Annotated in this window: 15 protein-coding genes and 1 riboswitch; of the genes, 8 read left to right on the top strand and 7 right to left on the bottom strand. The window is 55.4% G+C overall.

Annotated features, from left to right (window positions below; all coding sequences use genetic code 11):
- Positions 1-4: 4 nt before the first annotated feature.
- A complete protein-coding gene (locus OGX84_RS10710) occupies positions 5-985 on the top strand; it encodes a fimbrial protein (protein WP_112001922.1) in 981 nt (326 codons plus the stop codon).
- A 73-nt stretch (positions 986-1058) separates the two neighbouring features.
- Here the strand turns inward: OGX84_RS10710 and rcnB are convergent, their stop codons facing one another.
- Complete coding sequence (gene rcnB / locus OGX84_RS10705) at positions 1059-1379, bottom strand: Ni(II)/Co(II) efflux transporter accessory subunit RcnB (RefSeq protein WP_024130186.1); 321 nt, start codon at positions 1377-1379, stop codon at positions 1059-1061.
- A gap of 281 nt (positions 1380-1660) precedes the next feature.
- A riboswitch (TPP riboswitch) is annotated at positions 1661-1758 on the top strand.
- 31 nt (positions 1759-1789) lie between these two features.
- On the opposite strand from rcnB, the gene thiM reads away from it, so the two are divergent.
- The 3 genes from thiM to OGX84_RS10690 are packed head-to-tail and all read left to right on the top strand — an operon-like array spanning position 1790 to position 4166.
- Positions 1790-2578 carry a hydroxyethylthiazole kinase gene (gene thiM, locus OGX84_RS10700; RefSeq protein WP_112001923.1) on the top strand — a complete coding sequence of 263 codons (789 nt, stop codon included), beginning with the start codon at positions 1790-1792 and terminating at the stop codon, positions 2576-2578.
- Positions 2575-3375, top strand: coding sequence for a bifunctional hydroxymethylpyrimidine kinase/phosphomethylpyrimidine kinase (gene thiD / locus OGX84_RS10695; protein WP_101744016.1), 801 nt, complete (start codon positions 2575-2577; stop codon positions 3373-3375). The genes thiM and thiD overlap by 4 nt, the downstream gene beginning before the upstream one ends.
- A 44-nt stretch (positions 3376-3419) precedes the next feature.
- Complete coding sequence (locus OGX84_RS10690) at positions 3420-4166, top strand: GntR family transcriptional regulator (protein ID WP_012131660.1); 747 nt, start codon at positions 3420-3422, stop codon at positions 4164-4166.
- Here OGX84_RS10690 and OGX84_RS10685 read toward each other — a convergent pair.
- Genes OGX84_RS10685 through OGX84_RS10675 form a run of 3 tightly spaced genes read right to left on the bottom strand, consistent with a single transcriptional unit; the run spans position 4140 to position 7380 of the window.
- Positions 4140-5105 (bottom strand): PfkB family carbohydrate kinase, encoded by a 966-nt coding sequence (locus OGX84_RS10685; RefSeq protein ID WP_112001924.1) that lies wholly within the window; start codon positions 5103-5105, stop codon positions 4140-4142. The genes OGX84_RS10690 and OGX84_RS10685 overlap by 27 nt on opposite strands.
- The gene (locus tag OGX84_RS10680; RefSeq protein ID WP_049011729.1) at positions 5102-6106 is read right to left on the bottom strand and encodes an ADP-ribosylglycohydrolase family protein; all 1005 of its coding nucleotides are present in this window, start codon (positions 6104-6106) and stop codon (positions 5102-5104) included. The genes OGX84_RS10685 and OGX84_RS10680 overlap by 4 nt, the downstream gene beginning before the upstream one ends.
- Complete coding sequence (locus OGX84_RS10675; protein ID WP_047462559.1) at positions 6103-7380, bottom strand: nucleoside permease; 1278 nt, start codon at positions 7378-7380, stop codon at positions 6103-6105. Before OGX84_RS10675 ends, OGX84_RS10680 begins: the two co-directional genes overlap by 4 nt.
- A gap of 252 nt (positions 7381-7632) precedes the next feature.
- On the opposite strand from OGX84_RS10675, the gene fbaB reads away from it, so the two are divergent.
- The gene (gene fbaB, locus OGX84_RS10670; protein WP_112001926.1) at positions 7633-8685 is read left to right on the top strand and encodes a class I fructose-bisphosphate aldolase; all 1053 of its coding nucleotides are present in this window, start codon (positions 7633-7635) and stop codon (positions 8683-8685) included.
- Positions 8686-8746: 61 nt separating this feature from the next.
- Here fbaB and OGX84_RS10665 read toward each other — a convergent pair whose 3' ends face one another.
- Both OGX84_RS10665 and OGX84_RS10660 read right to left on the bottom strand, forming a co-directional pair.
- On the bottom strand, positions 8747-10354 hold the full coding sequence (locus tag OGX84_RS10665) for an FGGY family pentulose kinase (RefSeq protein ID WP_112001927.1): 1608 nt from the start codon (positions 10352-10354) through the stop codon (positions 8747-8749).
- A gap of 11 nt (positions 10355-10365) precedes the next feature.
- On the bottom strand, positions 10366-11115 hold the full coding sequence (locus tag OGX84_RS10660; protein ID WP_165383417.1) for an SDR family oxidoreductase: 750 nt from the start codon (positions 11113-11115) through the stop codon (positions 10366-10368).
- Between the two features lie 164 nt (positions 11116-11279).
- Between OGX84_RS10660 and OGX84_RS10655 the strand changes: the two genes are divergently transcribed.
- Complete coding sequence (locus OGX84_RS10655; protein WP_112001929.1) at positions 11280-12311, top strand: LacI family DNA-binding transcriptional regulator; 1032 nt, start codon at positions 11280-11282, stop codon at positions 12309-12311.
- Here OGX84_RS10655 and OGX84_RS10650 read toward each other — a convergent pair.
- On the bottom strand, positions 12308-13249 hold the full coding sequence (locus OGX84_RS10650; RefSeq protein WP_012131669.1) for a sugar-binding transcriptional regulator: 942 nt from the start codon (positions 13247-13249) through the stop codon (positions 12308-12310). The two genes, OGX84_RS10655 and OGX84_RS10650, sit on opposite strands and share 4 nt — an antisense overlap.
- A 209-nt stretch (positions 13250-13458) precedes the next feature.
- Here OGX84_RS10650 and dalD point away from each other — a divergent pair, with 209 nt between their 5' ends.
- Together dalD and xylB are read left to right on the top strand one after the other, a co-directional pair.
- Positions 13459-14826, top strand: a complete 1368-nt coding sequence (dalD, locus tag OGX84_RS10645) for a D-arabinitol 4-dehydrogenase (protein WP_112001930.1) — start codon at positions 13459-13461, stop codon at positions 14824-14826.
- Positions 14827-14835: 9 nt separating this feature from the next.
- A complete protein-coding gene (gene xylB, locus OGX84_RS10640; RefSeq protein WP_101744014.1) occupies positions 14836-16299 on the top strand; it encodes a xylulokinase in 1464 nt (487 codons plus the stop codon).
- Positions 16300-16353: the final 54 nt, after the last annotated feature.

The raw sequence follows: 16353 nt of genomic DNA, 5'->3' as shown, positions 1-16353 counted from the left end.
TGCTATGAATAAGTATTGGTTAATATTATTACTGTTATTCCCTGTCTTATCACAGGCTAAATGTTCACTAGGGAATAACACAACCGCACAACAATCTATTGAAATAGATATGACATCAGGTGCTGCGGTGATTCCTGTCAAAACTAATTTACATGATACGTTTACCTGTAATGCGTCAAGCGACAAGATGTACTATGCGACGCCTTTACAAAATTATATCGTTGAGTTTAAAGGGACAGGGTCGCAGAAATCCATTTTTATGCAATTAAAGCTGACTGGAAATGGGTTTCCCGTTACGATTGGTAACCAGGAGACTACAACAGATAATGTGATCAATACGAAGTCGTTTACGCTTGAAGCGAACTATATAAAGTCTGGAACTGCGGACTTAACCGTTTCAGGTAATAGCATTAACTTAAACCGTCCTGCTATCAGCATTCTTACTGATAATACCTGTAATAATAATCTTTTCTCATGGATTCTTTGTTGGATAACGGGAAAGCTAAACAGTAATGTTTCTTATTTACAAAACATTATTTTTACAGTAAAACATAAACCTACGACCTGCCATTTTTCACAGAATCAATATGTTATTGCGATGCCAGAAACAACATTAAATGAGATAATAACTGGAAATAATACGAAAACAGGAACCACGAATCTGATTTTAAACTGTGATAGCGTATATAATGTTACGACTAATCCAGTGAGTTTCAACGTTTCTCATGGTGACTGGAATGAAAACGGCACGATACTTAAAAATACGCTGACGGAGGGTGCAAAAGGTGTGGGGTTTCAGATATACAGTGGCTCAGGTACTACGCCTTTAATGCAGGGTGATATACTAAGAACAATGGTAAAAATGACCAGTATTGAGGATAAGTATACTATCCCGATCACCGCAAAATATGTCAGAGTCAGCAACGAACCATTACGACCTGGAAATTTGCAAAGCAAAGTAATATTTGCTGTTTCATATGATTAAGTCATTTCTCTGAAAACGCGTCCTTTTCTGAATGAAAGGACGTGTTTTGTCTGTTGTTTTTACAGTAAAGCATTTACCGATGATAAAAAATCTCGCCGTCGTAGGCTTTGATAATTTTGCCGTCGGTGTCGTTAATCAGTACATAAGCGCCGCCCATATAGGTCCAGTGGGTTCCTGCGTCGGGCGCTGGCAGATTGCGTTGCTTCCATTGCTTAATATTGTACTCGTCGGTGCGGTACAGCTCAGGAACGGTATCGCCAGGTTTGAAATGGGTAAAGTCGGCAACAAAGCTGCTCAATTCGTACTGATCAATCCCCGTTGCGGCGGGTGCGGCCCAGACTGCGCTGGTTGCCAGCAGCAGTGCGCCCATTAAAAATTTATTCTTCATACCCATAAACTCTCCACGTATTCGGGTCATAAAAATCAGTCGTGTATCATTCTCACTGTGTAGCAAGTCTGACAAGAACTATTTTGTTATCACGCCAATAATTTCGTAAAAAGTGTAAACGAAAGCGCGCGCAAGCAACACATGCCGTAGGCAGTTCACATCACGAATGACGGTTTTGGGAACTATCTGACCTGAGCTGGAGCCAGCGATATCGGCATTTCGCTGATTTACATCCCCTGACGCACCCAGTATCCTGTTGGCGAAACATGCATAATAAATGCTTCGGTTTCAACGACTCGGGGTGCCCCTTTTCACGAAGGGCTGAGACATACCCGTATTACCTGATCTGGATAATGCCAGCGTAGGGAAGTCTGACACTGCTCGTGTCCCTTCTTCACGCGGGCAGGAGCTGAACCATGCAGCCTGACCTGCACCGCCGCGCGCTTGCGGCCCATACCTTACAACAATTTCGTATCCTTTCTCCGCTGACCCACTGTATGACGAACGACGTCGTGCAGAACTTTACCGCCAATACATTACTGGCATCAGGCGCCTCACCGGCGATGGTGATTGAGCCCGAAGAGGCGCGCCAGTTTGCTGCTATCGCCAGTGCGTTACTGATTAACGTCGGCACGCTGACCCGGTCGCGCGCGGAGGCCATGCGCGCTGCGACAGAGCAGGCCCATATAGCGAAAACCCCCTGGACGCTTGATCCCGTGGCGGTTGGCGCGCTCGATTATCGCCGCCGTTTCTGTCTGGAACTGCTGTCTCTTAATCCCAGGGCAATACGCGGCAATGCCTCGGAGATCCTCGCCCTGGCTGGATTAGCGGCGGGCGGGCGTGGAGTGGATACCACCGATACGGCGGTATCGGCGTTACCGGCCGCTCAGGCGCTGGCGCGTCAGACGGGGGCCGTCGTTGCGGTAACGGGGGAGGTGGATTATGTCACCGACGGGCAGCGTACCGTCAGCGTTACCGGCGGCGATGTGCTGATGACGCGCGTTGTCGGGACGGGATGCGCCTTATCTGCGATTGTGGCGGCCAGTTGCGCGCTGCCGGGAAATACGCTGGACAATGTGGCGTCAGCCTGTAGCTGGATGAAACAGGCCGGGCAGTCTGCTGCCGAACGCAGTCAGGGGCCCGGGAGCTTTATTCCGGCTTTTCTTGATGCGCTGTATCACCTTAATGCGGAGGAGCAGGTATGAAACGGATTAACGCGTTAACCATTGCAGGCACTGACCCAAGCGGCGGCGCCGGGATTCAGGCCGATTTGAAGACCTTTTCGGCGCTGGGCGCGTATGGTTGCTCCGTCATTACGGCGTTGGTGGCGCAAAATACCCGAGGCGTGCAGTCGGTGTACCGCATTGAGCCAGATTTTGTCGCAGCGCAGCTGGATTCTGTCTTCAGCGATGTGCGTATCGACACCACCAAAATCGGTATGCTGGCGGAAACGGATATTGTTGAAGCTGTTGCAGAGCGTTTGCAGCGTCACCAGGTGCAAAACGTGGTGCTGGATACGGTGATGCTGGCGAAAAGCGGCGATCCGCTGCTTTCTCCGTCGGCGGTGGAAACGTTGCGCAGCCGGCTATTGCCGCAGGTGTCGATTATCACGCCGAATCTGCCGGAGGCCGCGGCATTGCTGAATGCGCCGCACGCCCGCACGGAGCAGGAAATGCTGGAACAAGGGCGTGCGCTACTGGCGCTGGGCTGTGGCGCCGTGCTGATGAAAGGTGGTCATCTGGATGATGCGCAAAGCCCGGACTGGCTCTTTACCCGTGAAGGGGAGCAGCGTTTTACCGCCCCACGGGTGATGACCAAAAATACCCACGGCACCGGGTGTACGCTGTCGGCGGCGTTGGCGGCGCTGCGCCCGCGCCATAGCAACTGGGCCGATACGGTGCAGGAAGCAAAAACCTGGCTTTCGGCGGCGTTAGCCCAGGCGGATACGCTGGAGGTAGGCGAGGGGATTGGCCCGGTACATCATTTCCACGCGTGGTGGTAATGGTAGTATACTGATCCCAGACTTGTCGGCCTGGAAAAAGATAAATGGAACAAGCGCATACCCGGCTTATCGCGCAACTGAATGAACGAATTGCCGCGGTGGATAACACGCCGCTGTACAGGAAGTTTGCCGAGACGGTCAAAAATGCCGTTCGCAGCGGGATTCTTGAGCATGGCAACATTTTGCCCGGCGAGCGCGATCTCAGCCAGTTGACCGGCGTTTCGCGTATTACGGTGCGCAAGGCAATGCAGGCGTTGGAAGAAGAAGGCGTCGTGACCCGCGCCCGTGGCTACGGAACGCAGATTAATAACATCTTCGAATATTCCCTGAAAGAGGCGCGCGGCTTTTCGCAGCAGGTGGTATTGCGCGGTAAAAAGCCGGATACCCTGTGGGTCAACAAGCGGGTAGTGAAATGCCCGGATGAGGTGGCGCAGCAGCTGGCGATCGCCGCAGGCAGCGATGTGTTCTTGCTCAAACGTATCCGTTATGTGGATGAGGATGCGGTGTCCATTGAGGAGTCCTGGGTGCCTGCGCACCTGATTCATGATGCGGACGCCATCGGGATCTCGCTGTATGACTATTTCCGCAGCCAGCATATCTTTCCGCAACGTACACGCTCTCGCGTCAGCGCGCGCATGCCGGATGCGGAATTTCAGTCACATATTCAGATGGACAGCAAAGTGCCGGTGCTGGTGATCAAGCAGGTGGCGCTTGACCAGCAACAGCGGCCCATTGAATACAGCATCAGCTACTGTCGCAGCGATCTATACGTTTTTGTGTGCGAGGAGTAGCGCCTCGCGCGTTGGCGCGCAATCGCCGCCGCGATGGCCTACCACCCAGGAGGCGACTGCGTTCCCCAGCAGCACCGCGTCTGCAAGCGCCCAGCCGGATGCCAGCCCGGCCAGCATGCCTCCCGCGTGGCTGTCTCCCGCGCCAATGGTATCGACGACCGTTGTGGCAAATGCCGGCACGCAGCCGGATGATTGCTGGCTGAAATACCATGCCCCGTCTTTATCGTGGCGGACAATAACCGGTGAGGCAAACGCCGCAAGCCAGGCGGCGCCAAACGCGTCGGGTTCATGACTAAAGCCAAACCGTTCGGCAGCAATGTCTGCCTCCTGACGGTTCAGCGATATCAGCGGATGGCAGGCCATAATCCGCGCCATTAGCGGGTCGGGAATGTCGCCGATTCGCGGCCCGAAGTCGATAAACGGTGTCACGCGCTCTAACCCTTCCAGCCAGCTCACCAGCAGTTCGCCGCATGGCGAGGCGAGTTGATAACCGGAAAAGTAGATCCAACTGTCGGGCGGAATTGTCAGCTGCGCCAGCCAGTCGGCATTCCATTGGTTCTCAACGCCGCTGAACGACATAAACGTGCGTTCGCCATCCGGTTCTACCAGCGCCAGACACCAGCCGTTGTCTCCCTCTGCGTTGTCGATCAGGCTGTGTAACCCCTCTTTCGCCATGCGATGACGGATAATGTCTGACCATACGCCCTGACCGAGGGGCAGGGCATTACTGGCATCAATCCCCAGACGCTTTAAGGCGACGGCGATATTGAGCGCGCAGCCGCCGACGTTGACGCCTTGCTGTTTAAGCTCAATATCGCAGCCACGCCAGGGCAGCGCGTAAGCATCGGCAATCACATCAATGACCGCAGCGCCCACGACCGTCACCGGCTGGCGGCGGGCTAAATCGGGCAGCAACGCCCGCAGGCGCGTTGTGTTCATACCGCCTCCCGCTGCTGGCGATAGCGCGCCAGCGCGGTGGCATAGCGCATGAAGTCCAGTTGGTTTACCGCGTCCAGCTCGTCTTTCAGCGCAGGCTCGATGGCCTCCACGCCGTGCAGCGCGCCACAAATCGCCGTTGCCATCGCCCCAATGGTGTCGGTGTCGCCGCCGAGATTGGCGCACAGAATGGCGCAGCGGTTAGGGTCGGTGTTGGCCAGCTCGACCATTGCGATGGCGCAGGGCACCGATTCAATGGTGCTGGTGCCCGCGCCAACCACCTGGTAAAGCTGCTCACTGGCGGATTCAATGCCGTTCGCGTCATGGACGATCTTCAGTGCGATCTCCAGGCGAGCGGAGAGCGAGGCGCTAAAGGTCGTGATGCGTTTTTGCTGCGCATAGTGGGCGATAGCCGGTAGCGAATCGACAATATCAGACCAGCAATCACCTTCAATCGCGCGTGAGATAGCCCATGCCACAACGACCGCACCAGCAACAGCCAGGTCTGACTTATGCGTCGGGCTGGAGGCCAGGGCCACATCATCAATAAACGCATCCAGATCGCGTGGCGGAAGCAAACACCCCAGTGGGGAAACGCGCATGGCCGCCCCGTTGGTCACGCCGTTGTTTTCCAGTTCAGCAACGGGCTTGCCGTCACGAATGGCGTTCAGCGCAATTTTCGACGTCGGGCCAAGAACGTTCTTATTAAAGGCGTCAAAGCGCAGCGCCCAGTCCAGAATGTTACGGCCAATCAGGTCCGGGTCGATCTGCCCGTCGCGCTCCAGCAACGCATCCGCCAGACACAGCGCCATCGACGTATCGTCAGTAAATTCAGCGCGGTTAAAATAGCAGGCCGCGTTATTTTCCGCAGGGCCGGGCAGAAAGCGATCAATCCAGCCAAAATGTGCTTTTACGCGCGTTCTGGGCCATAGCTCCGACGGCATTCCCATCGCATCCCCTAACGCCTGCCCATAAAGGGCACCGAGAATACGTTCAGCTTTCATTTAACTTCCCCTTGTGTCAGCGCAATATCGCGATCGTCCACTTTAATCGCAGTGATCTCTTTGTCGGATTCGCGAAAGAAAATCATAAACAACACGGCAATCACGGCGATCATCACCGCCCCGAATGTCCACATGCCCGCCCAGTTGAAGGTGAGGCCGTTTACCGGCTCTTTATAGGCAAACATTTTTTCCATCATCACGCCGCCGAGACGGTAGCCCAGCAGGCTGCCAAACCCCTGACAGCAGAGGGTGATCAACCCCTGAGCGGCAGTACGCATATGCACAGGCGCTTTTTTATCGACATAGATATAGGCCGTAACATAGTAGAAGTCGTAACTGACGCCGTGCAGCAAAATGCCAAGAAACAGCAGGGCATAGGTGAAATATTCTTCCGCGCCGCCGTAAACAAAAAAACCGTAGCGGATTGCCGCAGTGATAAGACCAAGCAGTAAGACCTTTTTAATGCCAAAGCGCTTCGTGAAGAAGGGTAACGCCAGCATAAAGAAGATTTCGGAGAACTGGCCCAGCGTCATCCAGCCGGTGGCGTTTTTCATGCCGACTTCCGTCAGATAGCCATTCGCGAAGATGTAGTAGAACGCCAGCGGCATCGCAAACAGGAACGAGCAGAAGAAAAAGACCAGGAAGTTTTTATCGCGCAGCAGGATCAGCGCATCCAGCCCCAGCATAACTTTAATGTCCAGCTTGCCGGTGCTTTTTGGCGGCGTATCCGGCAGGAAGAACGCAAAGGCGCCCAGCAGGACGGAACTGCCTGCGGTGATCAACAGCGGAATATTGGTTGGCGAAATATCGTTATAGCCCAGCATTTGCGGTAAGAAGCCGCACGCCAGCCCGGATGCGATCCAGCCAATGGTGCCCATCACGCGAATGCGTGGGAAATCGCGCTCGACGTCCGGTACGTTGGCGAAGGCGATGCTGTTCGTCAGCGCAATAGTGGGCATATAGGTTAAGGAATAGGCCAGCAGCAGCGGGAAGAACCCGGCGAATGTTGTTTGCTGCGCGGCGAAATACATCAGGACTGCGCCTGCGAACATCAGCACCGCCAGCACTTTTTGTGCGGAGAAAAAGCGGTCAGTCAGTGAGCCGACGAGAATCGGCGAGAGAATGGCGGCAATCGCGGTACATGCGTAAGACCAGCCGATTTCTCCGGCGCTAAAACCGCTTTTGTTCAGCCAAAGCCAGAGGGGGACGAACCAGGCGCCCCAGATAAACCACTCCACGAACATCATGAACGACAGTTTCACTGTAGTTTTCATCGTTAAATCCTTCATGACAGGTAAGGTACGCGATGACAGTACCACTTAATAATACCTTTTAAATACCTTTGAGGCGTAAATTTGACTGCTGTAACACTTTTTCGTACCTGAAACGTGCCAGCAGATAGCGCTGAAAAATGCGCTACAGATGGAAAAAATGGCCGGTCAGTACCAGGCTTATTGCTGCCCGCAAAACGCGGGTCAGGACAATCCACATTCCGGTACTCAATCGGAACTTACGGGAGCATAGTTATGACTGATATTGCGCAGTTGCTTGGCAAAGACGCCGACAGCCTTTTACAGCATCGTTGTATGACCATTCCTTCTGACCAACTTTATTTACCCGGACATGACTACGTAGACCGCGTGATGGTTGATAACAACCGTCCGCCTGCCGTACTGCGTAACATGCAGACGCTGTATAATACCGGACGTCTGGCCGGAACGGGCTACCTCTCCATTCTGCCCGTCGATCAGGGCGTTGAACATTCTGCCGGGGCGTCGTTTGCCGCAAACCCGCTTTATTTTGATCCAAAGAATATCGTCGAACTGGCTATTGAAGCAGGCTGTAACTGCGTGGCCTCGACGTATGGGGTACTGGCATCGGTTTCACGCCGTTATGCGCACCGCATTCCGTTCCTCGTCAAACTGAACCACAACGAGACGTTGAGCTACCCAACGGAGTACGATCAAACGCTCTATGCCAGCGTTGAGCAGGCGTTCAATCTGGGCGCCGTGGCCGTTGGCGCGACCATTTACTTCGGTTCTGAGCAGTCGCGTCGTCAGATTGAAGAGATTTCCGCCGCTTTTGAACGTGCGCATGAGCTGGGGATGGTGACCGTCCTGTGGGCATACTTGCGTAACTCTGCATTTAAAAAAGACGGCGTGGATTACCACGTTTCCGCCGACCTGACCGGGCAGGCTAACCACCTGGCGGCGACGATTGGCGCGGATATCGTCAAACAAAAAATGGCGGAAAATAACGGTGGCTATAAGGCGGTGAATTTCGGTTACACCGACGATCGTGTTTACAGCAAGCTGACCAGCGATAACCCTATCGATCTGGTGCGTTACCAGTTAGCCAACTGCTATATGGGGCGCGCGGGGCTGATTAACTCCGGCGGCGCGGCGGGCGGCGAGACCGATCTCAGCGACGCTGTGCGTACTGCGGTTATCAACAAACGCGCGGGCGGTATGGGCCTGATTCTGGGGCGTAAAGCCTTCAAGAAAACAATGGCGGATGGCGTGAAACTGATTAACGTCGTGCAGGACGTCTACCTGGACAATAAAGTGACGATTGCCTGATGTCACGTACCCCTCCCCAGGTTTTCGGGGAGGGGTATTGGTTATCAGGACGGCGCAAAAATCACTCTCTGAGCATTTTCGCCGTATGTTGCAACTGCTTATAGGCCTCGTAACGACGATGATGCAATGGCTGATACGCTGTCTGTGGGTAATAACAGGTATCCACATGTGTAAACTGCGTCATGGCCTCGGCAACCGAGGGGGAAATATTTCCGGCGACGGCGCCAAGGATTGCGGAACCTAATAAAACGGGCTCGCTGCACTGGGTGGTTAATACCGGAAGTCCGCAGGTATCGGCTAATAGTTGCCGCACCAGAGGGTGCTGACCCGCACCGCCGCTAATCACGATATTTTTATTCCGTACGCCGCAGGCATTCTGCGCATCAATAATTTGCCGCAAACCGTAACCGATACCGCACAGTCCCGCCACATACAACGCCAGTAAATTGTCCAGGTCGCGTTCCATACCCAATCCGCAAATAACGGCGCGTGCGTGCGGGTCGGCAAACGGCGCGCGGTTGCCTAAAAACTCCGGTACAACATGAATACCCGCCGCCAGCGTGATGGCGTCCGATGCCTGCGGCGCTTTTTCTGACACCCGATCGGCAAGATAAACCGGCAGCGGTAATCCTGCCTCCTGCGCCAGTTTCCGCGCGTCTTCGGCGGCGGGATGAAACGCCAATAGCTGATCGATAGCCGCGCCCGCGGCGCTTTGCCCTCCCTCAACAAGCCAGAGCCCTGGCACCATCGCGCAGTAATACGGCCCCCAGACGCCGGGAACGAAAACGGGATCGTTCGTTGAAGTCATGGTGCAGGATGAGGTGCCAAACACATATGCCATATTATTGAGGGCGCCGCCTTCAACGCCGACAGTCCCGATGCCGCCCGCATGGGCGTCAATCAGACCCACGGCGACCGGCGTGCCCGCAGGCAGGCCCATCTCCTGCGCCGCCTGCGCGGTTAAGCCGTCGCCACAGGGCGTACCCGGCGGCACGATGCGCTGCCCGATGCGGGCAAACTCGTCATCAGCCAGTTCTGCCAGCCCGATCGTGCGGAAATAGTCCGGGTCCCAGCGGTTTTCATGAGCAAGCCAGGTCCATTTGCAGGTGACTGTACAGATGGAGCGGGCAAGGTCGCCGGTGGCGCGCCAGGTCAGGAAGTCTGCAAGGTCGAAAAATTGCCATGCGTTTTCGTACACCTCGCGGCGATTTTCCTTCAGCCATAAAATCTTAGGCGTTTCCATTTCCGGTGAGATTTTCCCGCCGACATAGTTCAGCACCGGATGTTGGCTGGCGTTAATGCGTTCAGCCTGTTCAGTCGCGCGATGGTCCATCCAGACGATGATGTTTTGCGCCGCATCGCCTTCGGCGCTCACGGGGAGCGGCGCGCCGTTTTTATCCAGAACCACCAGCGAGCAGGTGGCGTCGAAACCGATCCCCGCCACGCTTTCCGGCGCCGCGCCGGACTGCCTGAGCGCTTCCCGGATGCAGTGACAAACGGCCTGCCAGATCTCCTGGCTGGACTGCTCCACGCGGCTGCCGCTCCGGTGAGTGGTAGTGATTTTTTGCGTGACATGAGAGAGCAACGTGCCGCTCAGGTCGAAGATACCTGCGCGGACGCTGCCTGAACCAACATCCACGCCGATAACGGTTTTCTGTAAGCTGTTCATGGCGCTTTTCCTCACAGATCAACGCTGTTGGGGAGGATAACCAGATCGCGAACAGTGACGTTTTTCGAACGAGTGACCATAAACAGTACCGATTCTGCGACTTCGATCGGCTGCATCAGGCTGCCATTTGCCAGCGCTTCTTCCATTTTCGCCTGCGGCCAGTCGTCCAGCAGCGCGGTCACTACCGGCCCCGGCAGCACCGCTCCGACGCGTACGCCATGTTCGGACACCTGACGGCGGGTCGTATGGACAAAGGCCTGAACGGCAAATTTGGAGGCCGTGTAAATAGGTTCCCAGATGACCGGTACAACGCCAGCGATAGAACTGGTGAAAATGATATCGCCGGATTTTTGCGCAATCATATGCGGCAATACGGCGCGGACGCAGCGAAATGCGGCATTGATGTTGAGGTTCAGTACGCGATCCCAGACGTCAGGATCGCCCTCGGCGACCGGCCCGCCAATGTAAGCGCCTGCGTTAGCATGGAAAATATCCAGCCCACCGGCCAGCTCGATAATGCCTGCCAGCATGTTGTCGACCTGCCCGGTATTGAACAAGTCGATTTGCAGCGCAAACGCGTTATCGCCCAGTTCCGCGACGATTTTCTTCAGCTTCTCGCCTTCGCGGTCGATCAGGACCACTTTTGCTCCTGCGGCAAGCAGGGTTTTCGCGCACTCAAGGCCGATACCGGAGGCTGCGCCGGTAATGGCTGCAACCTTGCCGTTGAGGGAAGTATTCATGGAGGGGACAGAGTGATTCATTTTATAATCCTTTATGCATAGGTGATTTTTAAGGTGTATTTGCTTCTGCGCGAAGAACGGGGGCGTTCTGACTGGCGTGTGAAGCATATTGCTCAATCGATGAAGCTGATCTAGCACTTGTTTATTTCCTCAGCAAGAGACATTCAAAATGAAGAGGCGATTTTGTGACGCGCGTTGAGAAAACGAAGAAAACAACCATCTACGACCTGGCTGAGTTAACCGGGGTTTCCGCCAGCGCGGTGAGCGCAATTTTGAATGGCAACTGGAAGAAGCGACGCATTAGCGCAAAGCTGGCGGAGAAGGTGACCCGGATTGCTGAAGAGCAGGGATATGCGGTGAACCGACAGGCCAGCCTGCTTCGCAGTAAGAAATCGAATGTCATCGGGATGATTGTCCCGAAATACGACAACCGCTACTTTGGCTCCATTGCTGAAAAGTTTGAAGAGATGGCGCGTGCCAGGGGGCTGCTGCCCATCATTACCTGTACGCGGCGTCAACCGGAGCTGGAGGTTGAAGCGGCGAGGGCGATGCTCTCCTGGCAGGTGGACTGGGTTATCGCCACCGGGGCGACGCACCCGGATAAGATCGCGCAGATGTGTCATCAGGCGGGTGTGCCCACGCTGAACCTCGATCTGCCCGGAACGTTGGCGCCGTCGATTATTTCGGATAACTATGCGGGGGCTAAAGCGCTGACGGAAAGCATTCTCGCCAGCAGCCAAAAGCGGTATGGCGTTTTGGCTCCGCTGACGTTTGTGGGGGGGCGAATCACCGATAACAACACCGCCGAACGCTTGCGCGGCTTCCTCGACGCGCATAAAGCGCATGGATTGACGGTGCCGGAAACGCAGCAACTGGTCACGGGGTATTCTTCCGCAAGGGTGGAAGGGCTACTGAAATCGGTCTACCCGTCGCCTGATATTCCGCTGCCGGGGCTGTTTGTTAATTCGACAATTTCGCTCGAAGGGGTGGTGCGCTGGCTGGCGCAGAACGGGCAGACGGGAAGCCATCAGCCGCCAATGGGCTGTTTTGACTGGGACCCGTTTGTCTCTCTGCTGGGGCATGATATCGATATGGTGCGCCAGGATGTGCCAGCCATGCTGGACAAAGTGTTTGAGATTGTGGATTCCGGCGACACCACAATACGTCGTATTGAGATCCCGCCGGAATTGATCGCCAGCCAGAACATGGTGCGTTAGCGTGTCAGCAACCAGCGCGCGGTATGTTCATCGGTGACCAGACCGTTGATCCAGCCGCCTTTCAGTGCGGCGAGGATAGCAGGGCGCTTATCTTCACCGCAGGCCGCCGCAATACGCGGACACTGGCTCTGGCGTATATCGTAGCTGGTGATGTAGCGGTTGATGAGGCTATCCACTACGTTGCCGTCTGCGTCAATAAAGCGGCCAAGTATTTCTCCTACGCCGCCGCGCGCGGTCAGTTCGTCCAGTTGCGCCTCATTGATAAAACCGTCTTTGAAGATAGGGCTCTGTTTCCCCAGCGCGCCGATGCCGACAAAAATGACCTCCGACGCTTCGGCGACGGCAGAGACGTTGCGAAACAGACGGCTGGTGCACCACATCTCGTATTCATCACAGGATTGCGCATAGCGTGGCGCGGGCCACTGGTAATATTTGCCCTGAATTTTACGCGCCAGCAACAGCGGGACGTCGTCGTAATAGTTACATTGTCCGTGTTCGTTCATGGCGCTGATCAACGCCACGCAGCGCGTATTGCGACTGTCGAAATCAATGCGTTTGATGGTTTTTTTCAGCGTCAACCCGGAACCAATGCCGACTACCGTCGGTTTGTCGCCCTGTAAGTAGCGGGCCATCAGTTGATAACAGCCAAAGGTTACGCTGTCGAGGGTGCTTTCGCTGCTGTAGGCGGGAACAATATTGCAGTTAATTAACTGATACTTTTCCTGCAAAAGCTGCGCGTAATCGAGGCAGTTCGCGACAGGATGGTGCAGACCAATCGAAACAATGCCTTCCTCTTTCGCCGCAGCGATAAGGCGTTGTACCACCGGTCTTGACGTCCCAAGCTGGCTGGCTATCTCACTTTGGTTTAAACCCGCAATGTAGTACATCCATGCGGCCCGGACTTTCTGATCCAGCCTGATGTCATCTTCTTTGCTCACGTTTCCCTACCTTAAGAGTGGCGTTGGGGCGTTAATTTCCCTCAACCGATAAGGTCATTCTGGCGGGTGCTCAGGATTGAGGCAAGCTCTTTGCTCTTTTGTGGTCATTTGTAATTTTATAGAGCAATTGCTCTTTTGTGATCTGCGGCTCTTATTTAATACAAATGATCGACTAGAGTGCAGGCATAACCTCACTGGAGAGCAGAACAATGAACGATCAATACACATGGCTTCATATTGGCTTAGGTTCTTTTCACCGCGCCCATCAGGCGTGGTATCTGCATCGTCTGATCGCTTCCGGCGATACGCGCTGGCACATTGCCGCCGGCAATATTCGCAATGACGCCGAGCACGTTGTGCAGGCGCTGGCGGCGCAAAACGGTCGTTATGTGCTGGAAACGGTCAGCCCGGAGGGCGAACGTGAGTACGAAGAGATCACGTCGATTCAGAAACTGCTGCCGTGGCAGGCGGATTTGCAGCCGCTGATTGCCGAAGGCGCCAGAGCGCAGACCAAAGTGATTGCCTTTACCGTGACGGAAGGGGGCTACTACCTGAACACCAGCCACAAGCTGGAAGTGAATAACCCCGATCTGGCGAGCGATCTCAACGGCGGCTGTAAAACGATTTACGGCGTCATTACCCGCATTCTGGAAGCGCGTATGGCCAATAACGCAGGGCCGCTGACGCTGCTCAACTGCGACAACGTGCGCCACAACGGTGAACGGTTCCACGATGGTCTGGTTGAGTTTTTACAGCTGACCGGCAAACAGGCGGTGATTGACTGGCTTAGCGCCAATGCGACCTGCCCGAATACGATGGTGGATCGCATCACGCCGCGTCCGGCAGCCGATCTTCCGGCGCGTATCAAAGCGCAGACGGGCATTGATGATAAAGCGCCGGTAATGGGCGAAACCTTTATCCAGTGGGTGGTTGAAGATCGTTTCCGCGATGTGCGTCCTGCGCTGGAAAATGTCGGTGTGGAGCTGGTGACGTCTGTTATCCCGTATGAAGAGGCAAAAATCCGCATCCTCAACTCATCACATAGCTGCATTGCGTGGGCGGGTACGTTAATCGGCCAGCAGTATATTCATGAAAGCACCCTGACGGACTTTATCTACCAGATTGCCGACCGCTACGTGACGGAAGACGTGATCCCTTGCCTGGGAGATAACGGCATCGATCTCCCGACCTATCGTGATGTGGTGCTTAAGCGTTTTACCAACCCGCATATTCAGGATACCAACCAGCGCGTTGCCGCCGACGGATTCTCGAAAATCCCGGCGATGATTGCGCCGACGCTGCGCGAGTGCTATCAGCGTGGTGCACGGCCGAACGCTACCGCTATGCTGCCCGCACTGTTTTACGTCTTCATGGAGCAGTGGCACAAGGGCACGCTGCCTTATGAGTACCAGGACGGCATTCTGGATGCGCCAGCGGTACATGCCATGTTTGAATCCGCCGATCCGATCGCGGCGTATGCCAGTGATAAAGCGCTGTTTGGCGACCTGACGGAACGTGATGATTTCGCCGCGCTGCTGCGCGAGAAAATCGCCGCTGTTCACATGCTGATTAACTGAGAGGTGGCTATGTATCTGGGTATCGATCTCGGCACATCTGAAGTGAAGGCGCTGGTCATTGATGAAAATAATGACATTGTCGCCACCCATAGCGCGCCGCTGACGATTCAGCGGCCCCATCAACACTGGTCAGAGCAATCACCGGAAGCCTGGTGGGACGCGACGGAGTATCTGATGTCCACCCTGCGGGAGAAATGTGGTCATCACTGGCAGGCGATTAAGGCGATCGGTCTTTCCGGTCAGATGCATGGCGCGGTACTGCTTGATGCCGCCGGGAATACGATCCGCCCGGCGATTCTGTGGAATGACACCCGTAGCGCCCAGGAGTGTGCAGAGCTGGAAGAAATCGCCCCAGAGCTGCATCAGGTTGCCGGTAATCTGGCGATGCCGGGGTTTACCGCGCCGAAATTGCTGTGGGTGCGTCGCCATGAACCGCAGAATTTTGCCCGCATCGAAACGGTGCTGCTGCCGAAGGATTATCTGCGTTTCAAAATGACGGGTAAAAAAGTCTCCGACATGTCCGATTCGGCAGGGACGCTGTGGCTTGACGTCGAGAAGCGCGACTGGTCGGATGCGCTGCTGGAGAAATGCGGGCTGACGCGGGCCAATATGCCGGAGCTGGTGGAAGGCTGCGATATTTCTGCCACGCTCGATCCCGTCGTCGCGCAACGCTGGGGGTTAAACCCTTCGGTGGTGGTCGCCGGGGGCGGCGGAGACAACGCGGTCAGCGCTATTGGCGTTGGCGCGGTATCGCCCGGCGATGCGTTTATTTCACTGGGGACGTCCGGCGTGCTGTTTGTGGTGACGGACGCGTACCGTCCCGCGCCGCAATCCGCAGTACATGCTTTTTGCCACGTCCTGCCGAATTTGTGGCACCAGATGAGCGTAATGCTCAGCGCCGCCAGCTGTCTGCAATGGTTCTGCCGCCTGGTGGGGACAACGGAAACGGAACTGCTGGAAGAAATCGCGCAGTTAAGCGATGCGGAAAAAGCCAGCGCGCCGATGTTCCTGCCGTACCTTTCCGGCGAACGCACGCCGCATAACGATCCTGACGCCCGGGGCATGTTCTGGGGGCTGACGCACTCCAGCCAGCGCGCGCTGATGGGGTATGCGGTGCTGGAAGGCGTCAGTTTCGGCATTGCTGACGGGCTCCGTGTTTTGCAGGAGAGCGGTACAAATATCGAACAATGTTCGCTGGTGGGCGGCGGCGCCCGAAGTCCGTTCTGGGCGCAACTGCTGGCAGATATTCTGGATATGCCCGTGGTGACGCACAAAGGCGGAGAAACCGGCGGCGCGCTGGGCGCGGCGCGACTGGCGTGCCTTGCGGCAGGTAAACCGTTGGCGTCCGTTTGCGAAAAACCGGAAGTCTATAAAACCTGGTATGGCGATCCGGTTCGCCATACGGCGCTGATGCAGCGTTATCAGCAGTTTAACGCACTGTACCGAAACGACCTGAACTATCGAAATCAATAATTTCTATAACAAAAGCCCTCCGGTGAATGTACCGGAGTGGCTCCCTGCACCCTA

The sequence above is a fragment of the Citrobacter sp. CK202 genome, from assembly GCF_030333225.1.
GTDB lineage: Bacteria > Pseudomonadota > Gammaproteobacteria > Enterobacterales > Enterobacteriaceae > Citrobacter_B > Citrobacter_B koseri.
The sequence above is the reverse complement of the archived record's forward strand: the minus strand, read 5'-3'. Positions and strand labels throughout refer to the sequence as shown.